General features: G+C 69.3%; 15 protein-coding genes. 11 read left to right on the forward strand and 4 right to left on the reverse strand.

What is annotated here, in order from left to right; translation table 11 throughout:
* The first annotated feature begins 103 nt into the window (after positions 1 to 103).
* From ACZ6IM_RS00350 to ACZ6IM_RS00385, 8 genes are all read left to right on the forward strand, one after another.
* Complete coding sequence (locus tag ACZ6IM_RS00350; RefSeq protein WP_469553448.1) at positions 104 to 1,402, forward strand: extracellular solute-binding protein; 1,299 nt, start codon at positions 104 to 106, stop codon at positions 1,400 to 1,402.
* Positions 1,399 to 2,364 (forward strand): carbohydrate ABC transporter permease, encoded by a 966-nt coding sequence (locus tag ACZ6IM_RS00355; protein WP_469553451.1) that lies wholly within the window; start codon positions 1,399 to 1,401, stop codon positions 2,362 to 2,364. The genes ACZ6IM_RS00350 and ACZ6IM_RS00355 overlap by 4 nt, the downstream gene beginning before the upstream one ends.
* On the forward strand, positions 2,361 to 3,206 hold the full coding sequence (locus tag ACZ6IM_RS00360) for a carbohydrate ABC transporter permease (protein ID WP_052841721.1): 846 nt from the start codon (positions 2,361 to 2,363) through the stop codon (positions 3,204 to 3,206). The genes ACZ6IM_RS00355 and ACZ6IM_RS00360 overlap by 4 nt, the downstream gene beginning before the upstream one ends.
* A 4-nt stretch (positions 3,207 to 3,210) precedes the next feature.
* Complete coding sequence (locus ACZ6IM_RS00365) at positions 3,211 to 4,839, forward strand: beta-N-acetylhexosaminidase (protein WP_469553455.1); 1,629 nt, start codon at positions 3,211 to 3,213, stop codon at positions 4,837 to 4,839.
* 298 nt (positions 4,840 to 5,137) lie between these two features.
* The gene (locus tag ACZ6IM_RS00370; RefSeq protein ID WP_052841719.1) at positions 5,138 to 6,031 is read left to right on the forward strand and encodes an FAD binding domain-containing protein; all 894 of its coding nucleotides are present in this window, start codon (positions 5,138 to 5,140) and stop codon (positions 6,029 to 6,031) included.
* The gene (locus tag ACZ6IM_RS00375) at positions 6,028 to 8,436 is read left to right on the forward strand and encodes a 2Fe-2S iron-sulfur cluster-binding protein (protein WP_469553456.1); all 2,409 of its coding nucleotides are present in this window, start codon (positions 6,028 to 6,030) and stop codon (positions 8,434 to 8,436) included. The genes ACZ6IM_RS00370 and ACZ6IM_RS00375 overlap by 4 nt, the downstream gene beginning before the upstream one ends.
* Positions 8,433 to 10,754, forward strand: a complete 2,322-nt coding sequence (locus ACZ6IM_RS00380) for a xanthine dehydrogenase family protein molybdopterin-binding subunit (RefSeq protein WP_052841717.1) — start codon at positions 8,433 to 8,435, stop codon at positions 10,752 to 10,754. The genes ACZ6IM_RS00375 and ACZ6IM_RS00380 overlap by 4 nt, the downstream gene beginning before the upstream one ends.
* 170 nt (positions 10,755 to 10,924) lie before the next feature.
* Positions 10,925 to 11,617, forward strand: coding sequence for an SUKH-4 family immunity protein (locus tag ACZ6IM_RS00385; protein ID WP_469553458.1), 693 nt, complete (start codon positions 10,925 to 10,927; stop codon positions 11,615 to 11,617).
* Between the two features lie 538 nt (positions 11,618 to 12,155).
* Here the strand turns inward: ACZ6IM_RS00385 and ACZ6IM_RS00390 are convergent.
* Positions 12,156 to 13,019, reverse strand: coding sequence for an HIT family protein (locus tag ACZ6IM_RS00390; RefSeq protein ID WP_469553461.1), 864 nt, complete (start codon positions 13,017 to 13,019; stop codon positions 12,156 to 12,158).
* Positions 13,013 to 13,501 (reverse strand): TIR domain-containing protein, encoded by a 489-nt coding sequence (locus ACZ6IM_RS00395; RefSeq protein WP_469553463.1) that lies wholly within the window; start codon positions 13,499 to 13,501, stop codon positions 13,013 to 13,015. Before ACZ6IM_RS00395 ends, ACZ6IM_RS00390 begins: the two co-directional genes overlap by 7 nt.
* 304 nt (positions 13,502 to 13,805) lie before the next feature.
* Between ACZ6IM_RS00395 and ACZ6IM_RS00400 the strand changes: the two genes are divergently transcribed.
* From ACZ6IM_RS00400 to ACZ6IM_RS00410, 3 genes are all read left to right on the forward strand, one after another.
* Positions 13,806 to 14,294: a toll/interleukin-1 receptor domain-containing protein gene (locus tag ACZ6IM_RS00400; protein ID WP_469553466.1), complete on the forward strand. Its 489-nt coding sequence runs from the start codon at positions 13,806 to 13,808 to the stop codon at positions 14,292 to 14,294.
* Positions 14,295 to 14,484: 190 nt separating this feature from the next.
* Positions 14,485 to 14,931: a winged helix-turn-helix domain-containing protein gene (locus ACZ6IM_RS00405; protein ID WP_469553469.1), complete on the forward strand. Its 447-nt coding sequence runs from the start codon at positions 14,485 to 14,487 to the stop codon at positions 14,929 to 14,931.
* A gap of 11 nt (positions 14,932 to 14,942) precedes the next feature.
* The gene (locus tag ACZ6IM_RS00410) at positions 14,943 to 15,512 is read left to right on the forward strand and encodes an HD domain-containing protein (RefSeq protein WP_469553472.1); all 570 of its coding nucleotides are present in this window, start codon (positions 14,943 to 14,945) and stop codon (positions 15,510 to 15,512) included.
* Here ACZ6IM_RS00410 and ACZ6IM_RS00415 read toward each other — a convergent pair.
* Positions 15,500 to 15,973 (reverse strand): NUDIX domain-containing protein, encoded by a 474-nt coding sequence (locus ACZ6IM_RS00415; RefSeq protein WP_469553475.1) that lies wholly within the window; start codon positions 15,971 to 15,973, stop codon positions 15,500 to 15,502. The genes ACZ6IM_RS00410 and ACZ6IM_RS00415 overlap by 13 nt on opposite strands.
* Positions 15,973 to 16,740, reverse strand: coding sequence for a helix-turn-helix domain-containing protein (locus ACZ6IM_RS00420; RefSeq protein ID WP_469553477.1), 768 nt, complete (start codon positions 16,738 to 16,740; stop codon positions 15,973 to 15,975). Before ACZ6IM_RS00420 ends, ACZ6IM_RS00415 begins: the two co-directional genes overlap by 1 nt.
* Between the last annotated feature and the right edge of the window lie 354 nt (positions 16,741 to 17,094).

Below are 17,094 nucleotides of genomic sequence, written 5' to 3' on the forward strand. Positions count from 1 at the left end.
AGACCTCTTGTGGACAGGTTCATGTCTCCCTACGCTCCTGGGTGTTGTGCAGAGCGAAACCGTCATTGCATACGTTGCAACGCACGCCCGGAGGAATGACTCCATGAAGCTCGCCCCCCGCCTGGCCGTACTGCTGGCCGCGGCCGTCGTCGCCGCGACCGCCTGCGCACCCCAGACGTCCGACAACTCCTCCTCCGGCAAGGACGAGAAGAGCGGCACGTTGCGCGTCTGGCTGTTCCAGGAGGTCAACAACAAGCCGAAGGAGAAGGTCGTCGAGGCGGCCCTCGCCGGCTTCGAGAAGGCGCACGAGGACACGAAGGTCACCGTGGAGTACATCCCGGTCGAGACCCGCGCCCAGCGCATCAAGGCCGCCTTCAACGACCCGAAGAGCGCGCCCGACGTCATCGAGTTCGGCAACACGGACACCGCCGGCTACGTCAAGGACGGCGGACTGGCCGACGTCACCGAGGAGTTCGCGGCCTGGGACGAGGCCAAGGACGCCGACCCCACCGCCCGCCAGTCGGTCACCGTGGACGGAAAGGTCTACGGCGCCCCCTACTTCGTCGGCGTCCGCGCCCTCTACTACCGCACCGACGTCTTCGACGAACTCGGTCTCGAACCTCCCAAGTCGCTGGCGGAGCTGGCGTCCACCGCCAAGAAGGTGCACGCCGAGAAGCCCGGCCTCTACGGCATCGCGGTCGGCGGCGCCTACACCTACGGCGCGATGCCCTTCATCTGGGCCAACGGCGGCGAACTCGCCACCGGCAAGGGCGGCTCGTACGCCTCCGCCCTCGACAGTGCCGCCGGCCGGAAGGGCGTCAAGGCCTACACGTCCCTCTTCGGGGACGACAACTGCCCCGCCGCCAAGTGCGCCGGCATGGGAGGCAACGACACCGTCACCGCCTTCGCCTCCGGCAAGGCGGCCATGGCCATCGGCGGCGACTTCAGCCACCAGGCCGTGGAGGCCGGCGCGGCGAAGGGCAAGTACGCGGTCGTGCCGTTGCCGGGCGTCGAGTCCGGCTCCATCGCCCCCGCCTTCGCGGGCGGCAACAACATCGGTGTCCTGAAGAGCACCTCGCACCGCACCCTCGCCGTCGATCTGATGAAGCGGCTCGCGTCGAAGAAGGCGCAGGGCGAACTGTTCGACGCGATGGGCTTCCTGCCGACGTTCACGGACGTACGGCAGCAGGTGGCGGCGAAGGAGCCGTTCGTGAAGCCGTTCGTCGACACGCTCGCCGCGGGCACGAAGTTCGTGCCGGCCTCTCCCGCGTGGGCGACGATCGACTCCTCGCAGGTGCTGCCGACGATGTTCCAGGAGGTGATCAGCGGCAAGAAGGACGTGGACGCTGCCGCTGGGGACGCGGCTCGGAAGATGGACGAGGCGTTTGGCTCCGCCGGATGAGTGTGTCGCCTTCCAGCTCGGGGGGTGCGGTGCGTTCGCGGGTGCGGGATCGTCGTGGTCTCTCGCGCCGTTCCCCGCGCCCCTTCGGGCGCTCCTCCGCTACCCCCTGGATCTATCTCGCGCCCGCTCTTGTCGTTCTTGGTGGGCTGCTTGTTTACCCCGTCTACCAGCTCGGGCTGATCTCGTTCCTGGAGTACACGCAGGCCCAGGTCTCCGGTGGGGAGCCGGCCACCTTCCAGGGGTTCGGGAACTACGCGGAGCTGTTCGGGGACGGGGAGTTCTGGCGGGTGCTGCTCGCCACCGTGCTGTTCGCCGCCGCCTGTGTGGTGTCCACGCTGGCCGTCGGGTGCGCGCTCGCCGTGCTGCTCACGCGGGTGCGGGCCGTGCCGCGGCTGGCGCTGATGCTGGCGGGGCTGGGCGCGTGGGCGACCCCGGCGGTCACCGGGTCCACGGTCTGGCTGCTGCTGTTCGACCCGGACTTCGGGCCCGTCAACCGGATGCTCGGTCTCGGCGACCACTCCTGGACGTACGGGCGGTACAGCGCCTTCCTGCTCGTGCTGCTCGAAGTGGTCTGGTGCTCCTTCCCGTTCGTCATGGTGACCGTCTACGCCGGGATACGGGCCGTACCGGCCGAGGTCCTGGAGGCCGCCGCGCTCGACGGGGCCTCGCAGTGGCGGATCTGGCGCTCGGTGCTCGCGCCGATGCTCCGGCCGATCCTGGTCGTCGTCACCATCCAGTCGGTCATCTGGGACTTCAAGGTCTTCACCCAGATCTACGTCATGACGAACGGCGGCGGCATCGCCGGCCAGAACCTCGTCCTCAACGTATACGCCTATCAGAAGGCCTTCGCGTCCTCGCAGTACAGCCTCGGCTCCGCGATCGGCGTCGTCATGCTGCTGATCCTGCTCGCGGTGACGCTGGTCTACCTGCGGCTGCTGCGCCGCCAGGGGGAGGAGCTGTGAATCTTCTGCGTGCGCAGGTGCGCCGTCCGTGGCGGCTCGCGGCCGAGGTGTCCGCGCTGCTGATCGCGGTGGTCGTCGCCTTCCCGCTGTACTGGATGGTGCTGAGCGCCTTCAAACCGGCCGGGGAGATCGAGTCGAGCGAGCCCCGGCCCTGGACGTTGACCCCCTCGCTGGATTCCTTCCGGCGGGTGTTCGAACAGCAGGAATTCGGCCGCTACTTTCTCAACAGCCTGATCGTGGCGGGTTGCGTGGTGATCGCCTCGGCGCTGATCGCGTTCCTCGCGGCGACCGCGGTGACGCGTTTCCGGTTCCGTTTCCGGACCACCCTGCTGATCATGTTCCTGGTGGCCCAGATGGTGCCCGTGGAGGCGCTCACGATCCCGCTGTTCTTCCTCATGCGGGACTTCGGCCAGCTGAACACGCTGGGCTCGCTGATCCTGCCCCACATCGCCTTCTCACTGCCCTTCGCGATCTGGATGCTGCGGGGCTTCGTGAAAGCGGTGCCGGAGGCCCTGGAGGAGGCCGCCTACATCGACGGGGCGAGCCGGACGCGCTTTCTGTGGCAGATCCTTTTCCCGCTGGTCCTCCCGGGGCTGGTGGCCACCAGCGTCTTCTCCTTCATCTCGACCTGGAACGACTTCCTGTTCGCCAAGTCGTTCATCATCAGCGACACCTCCCAGTCGACGCTGCCGATGGCGCTGCTGGTCTTCTACAAGCCGGACGATCCCGACTGGGGCGGCGTCATGGCCGCGTCCACGGTGATGACGATTCCGGTGCTGGTCTTCTTCGTACTCGTACAACGACGACTCGTCTCCGGCCTCGGCGGAGCGGTGAAGGACTGACGACGTGACCGATGTGACGCACCCGACCGACGTGATTCCCCGGCCCCGTCAGGTGGCGGCCCGGGACGCCTCCTTCGAGCTCGGCCCGGACACCGCTCTGGTGGCCGGTGAAGGCGCCGGGCACACCGAGCGCTGGCTGCGCGCCACGCTGGGCGCGGCCACCGGTCTGCCGCTGGCGCCCGTGGCGGGGAGCGAGGGCGTCATCCGGCTGGCCCTCGACGGCGAACTGGCCGACGAGGGCTACCGCCTCGACATCGCGCCGCAGGGCGTGCACCTCACCGGCGGCGGTCCGGCCGGCCTCTTCTGGGGCGCCCAGACGCTGCGCCAGCTGCTCGGCCCGGACGCCTTCCGGCGTGCCCCGCTGCCCGGCCGCCGGTGGCGGCTGCCGCTGGGCCGCATCGAGGACGCGCCCCGCTTCGGCTGGCGCGGACTGATGCTGGACGTCTCCCGGCACTTCATGCCGAAGGAAGGCGTCCTGCGCTATCTGGACCTGATGGCCGCCCACAAACTCAACGTCCTGCACTTCCACCTGACGGACGACCAGGGCTGGCGCATCGAGATCAAACGCCACCCGAAGCTCACCGAGACCGGCTCCTGGCGGGCGCGCACGAAATTCGGCCACCGAGCCTCGCCGCTGTGGGAGGACAAACCCCACGGCGGTTACTACACCCAGGAGGACATCCGGGAGATCGTCGCCTACGCCGCCGCACGGCACATCACCGTCGTCCCCGAAATCGACGTACCCGGGCACTCGCAGGCCGCCATCGCGGCGTATCCGGAACTGGGCAACACCGATGTGATCGACACCAGCGCCCTCTCCGTCTGGGACACCTGGGGCGTCTGCCCGAACGTGCTCGCCCCCACGGAGAACACACTGCGCTTCTACGAGGGCGTGTTCGAGGAACTGCTGGAGCTTTTCCCCTCGGAGTTCGTCCACATCGGCGGTGACGAATGTCCCAAGGACCAGTGGCGGGCCTCGGCCACGGCGCAGGCGCGGATGGCGGAACTCGGGCTCGACGACGAGGACGAACTCCAGGCCTGGTTCATCCAGCACTTCGACACCTGGCTCACCGAACGCGGACGCCGGCTCATCGGCTGGGACGAGATCCTGGAGGGCGGACTCGCCAAGGGCGCGGCCGTGTCCTCCTGGCGCGGTTACGCGGGTGGGATCGCCGCCGCGCGCGCGGGTCACGACGTCGTGATGTGCCCCGAGCAGCAGGTGTACCTGAACTTCCGGGAGGACGGCGGCGAGGACGAACCCGTGCCGATCGCCTTCGTGCGCACCCTGGAGGACGTCTACCGGTTCGAGCCGGTTCCGGCGGAACTGACCCCGCAGGAGTCCGGACATGTGATCGGCACCCAGGCGAACCTGTGGACCGAGGTGACGGAGAACCAGGAGCGGGTGGACTACCAGCTCTTCCCGAGGCTCGCCGCCTTCGCCGAGGTCGCCTGGAGCGCCCTGCCCGCCCCCGCCGACCGGGACTACGCCGCCTTCGAGCGGCGGATGGCCACCCACTACCGGCGGCTCGACGCCCTGGGCGTCGCCTACCGCCCGCCCGCCGGCCCGCGGCCCTGGCAGCAGCGGCCCGGAGTGCTCGGCCGGCCGATGGAGGGGCCACCGCCGAACAAGTGAGCAGGCGGGCACGTGAGCAAGCGGGCCGGTGAGCAAGTGAGCAAGTGAGTAAGCAAGGGAAACGCCCCTAAACGTCACCGAAGAGTGGCAACTCGTGCGCATCGCGCGTAGCTCCGATCGTCGGAGATCCCGTGCGAAAACGGACCATCTTGCCGACGAGGTGGGCGAATGCCTCCTAGCGGACCCCTGCGTTCGGGCCCTGCGAAGATGTGCCAGAGTTGCCACGTCCGCCCTGTCAGGTCGTACCGTACGGCCACATGGGCGGGACCAGGTGGGACAGCGGGAAGGGGCAGTCGGTTTGACCACGCACGCACCGCAGGCGGCGCAGGCCGTCACGCTGCCCACGACACTGGACGAGGCCGTGGCGGCGCTCACCGCGATGCCCGCGGCCGTTCCGGTCGCGGGCGGCACCGACCTGATGGCGGCGGTCAACTCCGGCCAGCTCAGGCCCGCCGCGCTGGTGGGCCTCGGCCGGATCAGCGAGATCCGCGGCTGGCAGTACCAGGACGGGCACGCTCTGCTCGGCGCGGGCCTCACCCATGCCCGCATGGGCCGCCCCGACTTCGCCGCGCTGATCCCGGCGCTCGCCGCCGCCGCGCGGGCCGCCGGGCCGCCGCAGATCCGCAACGCCGGCACCCTGGGAGGCAACATCGCCTCGGCCGCCCCCACCGGGGACGCGCTGCCGGTGCTGGCCGCCCTGGAGGCGACGCTGATCATCGCGGGTCCGGACGGGGCCCGCCGGGAGATGCCGGTCTCGCACCTGCTGGCGGGCATGGAGATGCTCCGCGCGGGAGAACTCATCGGCTACGTGCGCGTGCCGCTGCTGCACGCGCCGCAGGTCTTCCTGAAGGCGACCGGCCGCACCGGACCCGGCCGCGCGACGGCCTCCGTGGCGCTGGTCCTCGACCCCGCCCGGCGCGGTGTGCGGTGCGCGGTGGGCGCCATCGCGCCGATGCCGCTGCGGCCCCTGGAGGCCGAGCAGTGGGTGGCCTCGCTCATCGACTGGGACAACGGCCGCGCCGTCGTCCCGGAGGCGCTGCACGGATTCGGCGAGTACGTCGCCGCGGCCTGCATCCCCGACGCGGCCCCGGACGAGGACGGCTCCGTGCCGCAGCTTCCGCCCGCCGTACTGCACTTGCGGCGCACCGTCGCCGCGCTGGCCCGACGAGCACTGGGGAGGGCGCTGTCGTGACCGACGACCAGCACGGCGACCCGCACGGCGATCAGCACGGCCAGGGCACCCCGCCGGGCGGCAGTCGCTGGGACCCGCTGCCCCAGGGCGACTACGACGACGGCGCCACCGCCTTCGTGAAGCTCCCCGAGGGCGGCGTGGACGCGCTCCTCGCCTCCTCCGAGAGCCCGCTCGCCGCGCCCGGACACGGGTACGTGCCGCCCCAGATCACGGTCGCGCCCGCCACCACCGCCGGCACCGACCCGGCCGCCACCGGCTCCTGGGCGGTGCCGTCCGCCCCGACCGCGCCGGTGGACGGCACCCAGTGGCAGACCCCGGACACCGGTCAGGACCCCGCCGCCCACCAGGTGTACGGCGACTACGCCGCCCAGCAGGACCCGTACGGCGGGGCGGCGCCCTACGGCGTACCCGCCGGGCAGGACGACCGGTTCGCCTACCAGCCCGGCGCCACCGGCCAGTGGGACTTCTCGCAGGCCTCGCAGGCGTCTCCGGCCGACACGGAGGCCGCGGCGGACCGGCCCGCGTCGGGCCAGGACGTGACCGGGCAGTGGTCCATCCCCGTGGCCGACGGCGAACTGCCGGACGAGTCGGGCGAGTTCACCACGTCGTCCCTGGCCGAGCAGTGGGGCACCGGCGCTCCCGCCACCCTCCCCGGCGGCGCTCCCGCACCCTGGGCGACGCAGCCCACCGGGCAGCCGTGGGGCGACGAAGCGGCACAGCCCCCGCCCGCCGAGGACCGGGGCACACCGCCGGCCGGGCCCGCCGGTCAGCCGTGGGGCGAGGCCCCCACGGCACCGGCCGCACCGCCCGACGCGGAGCGGCCCGTCACGAGCGGGCACGGATACGGCTCCCCGGCGAGCGGGCACGGGCCCGGCACCGGGACGGACCACGGGTCCGACCCGGCCGTCGACGGCCACGGTCCCGGCGCCGCCGGCCCGGACCCGGCCGAGCCCGGCCTCGCCGCGAGCGGGCACGGTTACGGCTCCACCGCGAGCGGGCACGGCCCCGAACCCGGTGCGGACCACGGCCCCGACGCCGCCGGTCCGCACGGGCCGGACTCGGCCATGCCCGGACACGGGCCTGTCCCCGCCGCGAGCGGGCGCGGGCACGGTTACGGCTCCACGGCGAGTGGGGGGCACGGCTCCGAACGCGGCGTGGACCACGGTCCCGACGCCGCCGCCGGTCCGCACGGGCCGGACTCGAACGCATCCGCGCACGGGCCCGGCCCCGCCGCCGGCCCGGACGGACGCCGCCCCGTCGACGGCCCGTACGCCCACGCGCCCGGCGACGCCGCCGAGCCCGAAGCCGCCGCCGGGGCCGACCCGGCCGTACCGGCGGCCGACGTGACCGCCGGACCCCGTGGGGCCGAGGAGGCCCCTGAGAGCCCGGCAGGGCGCTCCCAGGACCCCGCCGAGGAGGCGAGGGCCGGATCGGGTCCCCAGGCCGCTGAAGACCTCGTGACGGGCCCCTCGCCGACCGCCGACCTGGAGGGCGTGCCCGAGCACGGGCGGGCACCCGCGGGAGAGCCGCGGCCGGAGTCCTCGGGCGGCCCCCAGGACGGTGTGGCCGACGCGGCGGGTCCGGCCGGACACGGGACTGGGGCGGCGGACGCGGCCGACGCGCGTACCGGCCCCGACGGAGCCGACCCCGACGCGGACGCCATCGGGGCCGACCCCGACGGCGCCCGGGAGCCCTCGGCCCCCGCGGGTCCGCAGGAGGAACACCCCCTCGCCTCCTACGTACTGCGCGTCAACGGCGCCGACCGGCCCGTCACCGACGCCTGGATCGGAGAATCGCTGCTGTACGTGCTGCGCGAGCGGCTCGGCCTCGCGGGCGCCAAGGACGGCTGCTCGCAGGGCGAGTGCGGCGCCTGCAACGTGCAGGTCGACGGACGGCTCGTCGCCTCCTGCCTGGTCCCGTCCGTGACCGCGGCCGGCAGCGAGGTGCGCACCGTCGAGGGCCTGGCCACCGACGGACGGCCCTCGGACGTGCAGCGCGCGCTCGCCCGGCGCGGCGCCGTGCAGTGCGGCTTCTGCGTGCCCGGCATGGCGATGACCGTGCACAACCTCCTGGAGGGCAACCCGGCCCCGACGGAGCTGGAGGCCCGCCAGGCACTGTGCGGCAACCTGTGCCGCTGCTCCGGCTACCGGGGCGTCCTGGACGCCGTACAGGAGGTCGTCGCCGAACGCGAGGCGCACGCGGACGCCGACGCGCAGGCCGGCGCCGACTCCGAGGAGCCCCGCATCCCGCACCAGGCCGGTCCCGGCGCGGGCGGCGTCAACCCGGCGGCGTTCGAGTCCCAGCCACCGCCCGGGGCCCAGGACCCGACAGGACCGCACGACCGGCCGCCCTACGGCGACCACGGAGACCACGGCACCCACGGCCGGGACGGAGGCCACGCGTGAGCAACGACGCCGCGACTGCGGAGGCCGAGGGAACCGCCGAGGCGGCGACCCCCGTCCCCGAGCCGATCCCGCACGGCCTCGGCGCGTCCCTGCCGCCCGCCGACGCCCGCGCCAAGACCGAGGGCACCTTCCCGTACGCCGCCGACCTGTGGGCCGAGGGCCTGCTGTGGGCGGCCGTGCTGCGCTCACCGCACCCGCATGCGCGCATCGTGTCCATCGACACCAGCCACGCGCGCGAGATGCCCGGCGTACGCGCGGTCGTCACGCACGAGGACGTGCCCGGCACCCCGCTGCACGGCCGCGGTGGCCACGCCGACCGCCCGGTGTTCGCCGGCGAGGTCGTACGCCACCACGGCGAGCCCATCGCCGCCGTCGCCGCCGACCACCCGGACACCGCGCGGATGGCCGCCGCCGCCGTCATCGTCGAGTACGAGGTGCTCGACCCGGTCACCGACCCGGAGCAGGCATTCGAGGCCGAGCCGCTGCACCCCGACGGCAACCTGATCCGGCACATCCCGCTGCGCCACGGCGACCCGGAGGCGGCCGGCGAGATCGTCGTCGAGGGCCTGTACCGCATCGGCCGTCAGGACCCGGCGCCCATAGGGGCCGAGGCGGGTCTGGCCGTACCGCGTCCGGACGGCGGCGTGGAGCTGTACCTGGCCTCCACCGACCCGCACGGCGACCGCGACATCGCCGCCGCGTGCTACGGCCTGCCCCCCGAACAGGTGAAGATCGTCGTCACCGGGGTGCCGGGCGCCACCGCCGACCGCGAGGACCAGGGCTTCCAGCTGCCGCTCGGCCTGCTCGCGCTGAAGACCGGCTGCCCGGTGAAACTGACCGCCACGCGCGAGGAGTCGTTCCTCGGGCACACCCACCGTCACCCCACCCTGCTGCGCTACCGCCACCACGCGGACGCCGAGGGCCGGATCGTGAAGGTCGAGGCGCAGATCCTGCTCGACGCGGGCGCCTACGCGGACACCTCCTCCGACGCCCTCGCCGCGGCGGTCGCCTTCGCCTGCGGCCCCTACGTCGTGCCGAACGCCTTCATCGAGGGCTGGGCCGTGCGCACCAACAACCCGCCCTCCGGCCATGTGCGCGGCGAGGGCGCCATGCAGGTGTGCGCCGCGTACGAGGCGCAGATGGACAAGGTCGCCAAGAAGCTCGGCCTGGACCCGGCCGAGGTGCGGCTGCGCAACGTCCTGGCCACCGGCGACGTGCTCCCCACCGGCCAGACGGTCACCTGCCCGGCGCCCGTCGCCGAACTCCTCCAGGCCGTCCGCGACTTCCCCCTCCCGGCCCTGCCCAAGGACACGCCCGAGGACGAGTGGCTGCTGCCCGGCGGTCCCGAGGGCGCGGGCGAACCGGGCGCGGTGCGCCGGGGCGTCGGCTACGGCATCGGCATGGTGCACATGCTGGGCGCCGAGGGCGCGGACGAGGTCTCCACGGCCACCGTGAAGGTCCAGGACGGCGTGGCGACGGTGCTGTGCGCGGCCGTCGAGACCGGCCAGGGCTTCACCACGCTGGCCCGGCAGATCGTGCAGGACACCCTCGGCGTCGACGAGGTGCAGGTGGCGCCCGTCGACACCGACCAGCCCCCCGCCGGACCGGGCTGCCGGGGCCGGCACACCTGGGTGTCGGGCGGTGCGGTGGAGCGGGCGGCCAAGATGGTCCGCACCCAGCTCCTCCAGCCGCTGGCGCACCAGTTCGGGATGTCGACCGAGCTGCTCCAGATCGCCGACGGCAAGATCACCTCGTACGACGGCGTGCTGTCGACGACGGTCGCCGAGGCACTGGACGGCAAGGAGCTGTGGGCCACCGCCCAGTGCCGCCCGCACCCGACCGAGCCGCTGGACGAGGCCGGGCAGGGCGACGCGTTCGTCGGCATGGCCTTCTGCGCGATCCGCGCGGTGGTGGACGTGGACATCGAGATCGGCTCGGTACGGGTCGTGGAGCTGGCCGTCGCCCAGGACGTCGGCCGGGTCCTGAACCCGGCCCAGCTGACCGCCCGGATCGAGGCGGGCGTCACGCAGGGCGTCGGCATCGCGCTCACGGAGAACCTCCGTACCCCGCGCGGTCTGATCCGCCACCCCGACCTGACCGGCTACGCCCTGCCCACCGCGCTGGACGCCCCGGACATCCGGATCGTGAAGCTCGTGGAGGAGCGTGACGTGGTCGCGCCCTTCGGCGCCAAGGCCGTCAGCGCGGCGCCGGTGGTGGCGTCCCCGGCGGCCGTCGCCTCCGCCGTGCGCGCGGCCACGGGACGCCCGGTGAACCGCCTCCCGATCCGCCCGCAGGCCGCGGTGGCCACCGGTCACTGAGCGGACGTCGCGCCGCTCGCGCGGGTGAGGCAACGCGGGAGGCGCCGGGCGCGTCCTACGGGGCGAACGGGGTCCGTGCGCAGGAGCGTTGTCAGTGGTGGCGCGTATTCTCCGAAGGAGTGCGAACGGCAGCCGTCGGCACACGGACGGCCCTAGAGCTCGGGGGATACATGCACGCGGTCACCGGCGGTACGACGACCATGCGGGACGCCACGGCGGACGTCCGCACGCCGACCCCCTCGCTGGTGACCCGGGTCCGCCTCGCGACATCGGTGGAGGACCCGTCGTGGACACGCGGCGCCACCCGGCGGCCCCCGGGAAGCTGCGAGCGCCCGTCCCTGTGGAACACGTCCACCCTGATGGGCTGCCTGCTCCTGGCGGTGAGCCACCGCACGGCGCCCGGAGCCTCCCAGGAACTGCCGACCCGGTTCCTGGACCGCGAGTTCGGCCGTCACCGGGTGACGCGCTTCGAGGACGTCGACTTCCCGAGGACCCTCACCCACGAGCCCACCCGCCGCTTCCTTCGCGAGACGGGCCTGCCCGAGGACGCCCACCCCTTCCGCCTGGACGCGGACGACCTGCCCCTGCCGACGCTGGCGGAGTACGCGGACTACGCGGAGTACGGCGAGGATCACCCCGGGCGCCCGGTCCCGGCCGGCGCGGAGCGCCTGGTTCGCCTGGGCCGGCTGGCGGACGGCGCCCATGTGGTCGTCGACGGCACGACGGGCGCCGTCCTGATATGGAGGGCGCCCGACGGCACCCTCCACCCCCTGGTGGCGGACGTGTCCGCCTTCGCCCTCACCCTCTGGGCGCTGCGCCGCGCGACGCTGCTGGAGGCCGTGGCGGGGATCGAACCCGCGTAACTCGCTTTGCAGGTTTGTCTGTGCTGGTCAGGGCGTGATCCGGGGTGGTCCAGAGGCGTTCAATCCCGTGCGGCCGGCGCCGCTGGGGAGCTGGGCGAATGGTCCTGAACGGCCGCGTACGGCTACGAACGAGACGGAAACTGAGACGAAGCTAGGACGGCTGACCTGGACGATAACCCAGCATGCAGGCAGAGAGGCGGCACCCTGTGCGGGGGTGCCGCCCTTCTGTGCATCACCTGTGGAATCTGTCAACCTATGCCGCTGAACTGGGGAAACAAGGTTTGCTGGCGTTGGCTGCCGTTGAACCAGCACGAAGGTGTTGTGCCCTCGCTGTGCCCTCCGCGTGCGACTGAGTCCCGTCGCGAGCCTTGACGATGGGGGCCGTCGGTGCGCTGGACGAAGCACAGGACAACGAGAGAGGCAGGCTACGGTTACCGGGGCGCGGCCGCCTCCTCGCGGATGGCGCTAGTGCATGTGCCTGCATGGAATCAACAGCACTTGATACAAGGGCTCGAAGAATCATCGTTGTTTGCCAGCATCACTTGTATAGCAGCCAAACAATGATCCCGAGGCCAGCCAGGATCAGCGGAAGGTATACCGGTGCAACTGCCCATGAACGAACGTCGGGTTTGTCGGGCCAATAGTTAACTCTGGTGCCAGCTGGCGAGGCAAGAGCGGGATTCATCGAAAAAGCCGGAATGGGGCGGCCGGATGCAACCTCATCGTAGAGTTTTCGGAACGCACGCTCCTGCTTGAGGTAGTTGGCGTCGAGAATGCCGAAAACGAGTACTGCCAAGCAGCCGAGCAATCCAACCGGAATTGACCTATTAGTGATCGCATACCCATAGGTTAGAGTCACGATCGGCAGCAGCCATGACTTGGAAGACGACGAAGCTTGTGACATGCGGGTTATCACCGCTTGAATGAAAGACAGATGTTGTCGGCGATCCTCGGCTGATGCAGTGCCGACTTCTCGTGGGAAGACCCTGCGGATAGCAGTTAGGGTCTGGTCTTGAGCCGAGTCGTTTTCAGCCGCGCCTGTCGGCCATCTAAGGGTCATACGGTCGTGCTGCCAGCGGGGCACCACGTGGAAGTGCACGTGCGGCACGGTCTGGGTGGCGACCGCTCCAGTCGATTGAATTAGGTTCAGTCCGTCAGGTGACAAGGCTGAGCGGACCGCGCGTGCCGTTTGATAGACCCCTTCACCCAAGTCACGGCTTTCGTCCACCGTCAAATCAGTAAAATCTGCCACGTGGCGATTTGGCACCACTAGAGTGTGCCCGCGGGTAGCCGGATCTAGGGGGAAGAATACGGTAATTTTGTCGTCGCGGTATACCATCCTGGCGCTGGTATCGGCCCCGGTGATGATCGCGCAGAAGGGGCAAGAGGTGGGGGTTACCATGAGCGCTTGACTACCCCCTGGCTTGACCAAGCTTCCAGATTTTCCCTGAGTCTCCGGTAGGTTGCTTGGCTGTCGATTCGCCCATACCAGTCCAGCGAGGTGGGATCGAAAATTGGGACCGAACCTACGCCGGCGGCTTTTGCGAACGGATCCGGACCCGCAGTATCGACGTCTCCGAACGAAGAAAGTCCGTGGATACGGATGCCCAGCAAAGGTTTCTTGTCAGCCCACGCCTTCTCGATCTCATAAATAACCCATGGCCGACTCGCCGTATTCTTGCCGATCAATACGATAACGGCCTTCTTGTAGGCCATCTGCTCGTGGATCCAGTTTCTGATGGCTGTTTCGCCCTGCCTGCGCACTTCCTCCCACTTTTGGGCGTTCAGGACTGGTTGTCCCTCAAGCGCGTTGATGTTGCGAACCAGCTGTACGCGGTGGACATCCTGTCCGTAGTGGAAGCTGTAGAAGACTGACTTGGCCATGCCGTCTCCTCCTGCGGAGTACCGAGGTAGTTGAGAGAGACTGTAGCCGTCTGGTGGGGGATGCTTCAGCGAGACCGGCAGCAAAACGGGGCTGAGTTGTTCCTCAGCCGTAGGCGCCTTAGGGCGATGGGAGGCCAGGAGGTATGTCCGGTGTCGTGCCGAGCGGTCCGTCAAGCGGACCGTCCTTGCCTGCTCGGGCCACGCTCCATCCGTCGGGGTGTGGGCGAAGCCGTCCCGGCCCAAAGCGCAGAGTGAAATCACTCTTTTTCTCATGCATCAGCATTTATGAAGTAGGCGGCATCTAATGTCTAGGATATTTATCAACTATCGCAGAGAAGGTGGCGCTTACGCTGCAGCCCTTCTTGATGAACTGCTTTCAAGGCGTTTCGGGGAGGGGCAAGTCTTCCGTGCAGCTAGGTCTTTACCTCCAGGGTCGGACTACTCGGATGCGATTTCCGCTGCCGTAGTAGAGTGCGCCATGATGCTTGTTCTTATAGATGAAGGTTGGGTAGACTATTTCGAATCTGGAGCTTGTAGCTCCTTACCTGGGAAGGGTTGGGTGACCGAAGAGATTGGATCGGCGATCAAAAATGCAAAAGTAATTGTTCCTGTGTTGTTGGCTGGTGTCAAAATGCCAACTGAGGAGCGTCTGCCTGCAGAAGTTTCCCGAGTGGCACGACTTCAGTACGTGAGATTCGACTATAGAAACACGCGGCAGGACGTTGAGTTTATGAGTGAATGGATCGTTTCGTTGTGTCCTCAAGTGCAACGCGTCCGGCACGCGTCCGGCTGATGGGTCTGAACAGCTCATCCTGGCGGGCTCGTGTCGATGCTCAGCGAGCCTGAGTCTGCGCGGAGCGCTCTCATCCGAGCTGCATAGCTGTACGAGTGTCAGCGGGAGCGATGACCGCTGCGCAAGACGTGGAAAACTTGAATCTGTTGGGCGCCCGCCGGGGTGCCGCCGATGTCGAAGGGGAGGCCACGTGCCGCAGGCCAGTCCGCGCGGAACCTACCTGGTCATCGCAGAGGCTCTGCGAGCCGAGATTCAGGAAGGGGAGGGCGCTAGTGCCCTCCCGTCGGAAGCCGAGATGATGCGCTTGCACAGGGTCGGCCGCAACACGATCCGCCGCGCCCTCAAGGTTCTCGAAGCTGACGGCGTTGTCGAGTCCGCGCCCGGGATCGGGTGGCGCCCTGCACGGGGCGGCGACCGGCGGTCCCTCGCCGAACGCATGACTGATGTGATCGCGGAAGAGTCTCTGTCCGTAGGCGACGCATATCCGTCAGAGGCCAAGCTGTGTGAGCGGTTCGGCGCATCGCGGACCGCTGTGCGGCGCGTTCTGGCGCAGATGGAGGGGAACGGCTTGTTGACCACAGTTCACGGCAAGGGGCGCACGGTGCGCGCCCTCCCGACTACGACCAAGCGGCCGTAGTCTTGGCCGGTATGGGACTGACTGAGTGGGCGTACTCGCTATCCGAAGCGATGCTGTCCGAACCGTTGCCGCGTCGCTGGGCACACTCGCTCGGGGTGGCCAAGTGCGCTCGCTCCCTGAGCCCCATCCTGGGCGATGACGCGGAGCTCTTGGAAGCCGCTGCCGTGCTGCATGACGTTGGGTACTCGCCGGCCATCGCCACCACCGGATTTCATCCGCTGGACGGTGCGAGGTTCCTCCGAGACCAGGAGCGGGCGGACGAACGTGTCGTGCGTCTGGTCGCGCATCACTCGTGTGCCCTTCTGGAGGCCGAGGAGCGCGGGCTGAGGAAGGAACTTGAGAATGAGTTCCAGCTTGAGCGCTCGGACCTTGTTGACGCGCTGATCTACTGCGACATGACGACGACGCCGGACGGGACGCGGACTACGCCGGCCGAACGGCTGGATGAGATCGTGAAGCGATACGGCCAGGAAACGATCGTGGGCCGATTCATCCAGCGTGCCGCCCCCGAGATTCATGCAGCCGCGGGCCGCGTCGAGGAGCGTGCTGCGCAGGTGACCGCCGGCAGTCAGCCGACGTAGGGTTGTCGTCGCGATTCATCCAGGCCGTGCTGAATGCGCAGCATCATCGACGGATGGATGTCCAGTCGGTCAAGGTCCGCTGGGTTGACCCAGCGGACCTCTTTCGATTCGCTGCTCGTACGCAGGGAGCCGCCGACAGGGTGGGCGCGGAAACAGATGGAGAACTGCTGGCGGACCTCTCCGTCGTCGTACGCCAACACGTGCTCGGGGTCGGTGTAGAGACCAACGATGCTGTCAACCGCTACCTGGATCCCCGTCTCTTCCGCGACCTCTCGAACGACGGTGTCACCGATGCGCTCGCCGATGTCGTGGCCTCCGCCGGGCAGGGCCCACAGGTTGTTGTCGGTCTTGTGGATGAGTAGAAGCCTTCCCGCGTCGTCTCGAACAACCGCTGTGACTGAGGGCACCACCGAGTTGGCCGCCGGCGCGTTCGGGTCGCGGAAGTAGTCGATACGGCTCATTACTGCATGCCTTCCCAGTCGGCGGGCGAGGAGATCGGTCGGGCGGTTTCCCAGACCCTCTCAATGCTCTCAGCGTAGGCGTCGAAGAGTTCGCCGCCGGGCACCCGCCGCAGGTGCAGCACAGGGGCCATGTAGGCACCTACTCCGTAGAGATGGCCGTTCGCCAGCAACTCGTCATCGGCTCGGTAGAGGGAGTTGTACAGGGTGGTCCCGTGCAGCCGGAACTCAACGCCAGGTAGGCCGAAGAGAGGGCCGTAGTTGATGAGGGCGTTTCGGATCTTGCCCGCCATCGCGGTGCCGATTCCCTCGTCATCTCCGCGCACGGCTACGGCCGCTGACGTGGGCTCTCCCAACATGAAGCGGATGGGCACGCCGTCGGCAGACTTCTCCTTCACAATGCGATGGAAAACCGCGTCTTCTGTGAGCCAGAACCCGGAGTACACCAACACATCAAACTGGCGTGTTGCCCTGGAGTAGAGGCTTGTCCACAGCGATGGTGTCACGACTGACCGATGTGGATACAGCCTGACTAACTCCGCGTTGCCGGACGCCGTGACCTCAGCCGAGGTGCGTTCGTCGGGCCACAGGTACGACACCTCGCACTTCAGTAGTGAGGCAGTCGCGTACTGGAAACGCCGGTATGGCTTGCGCTCAGGGTCATTGATCCAGCGTTCGACCGTCTTCGCGGCAACCCCAAGCCTTTCGGCAACCTCGTCGAGGGTCAGGCCCAGGTCAACGATTGCCCCTCGCAGTCGCTCGTTCGCCACGCCAACCTCCGCTTCCCCGGGACGACTTGGTACGACTTCACGCTAGCCAAGAACTACCCAAGTCGTACAGGTGCGGAGTCGAGCGTCGTCGTATCCGGCGCCACTCTGTAGGTACGGCGCGGCGAGGGGCTCGCCGAACTCCACAGAGTCGATGGGCTTGACGGGGCGAACCTCTCTCTGCATGATGAGGAACACGTACTACATGTTCCTCTTGCAGTGTCCGGATGGCTTGGCCCGGATTTCGCACTGCGAAGAACTCAACAGAGTGCCGACCCAGCCGCATGAACACGTGCGGTCGATGGGTGCGGGTCACCACCCCGACCGCCCATGTTGGGCCGGGTGACCTGCCCGGAT

The sequence above is a fragment of the Streptomyces sp. NPDC042336 genome, from assembly GCF_055581985.1.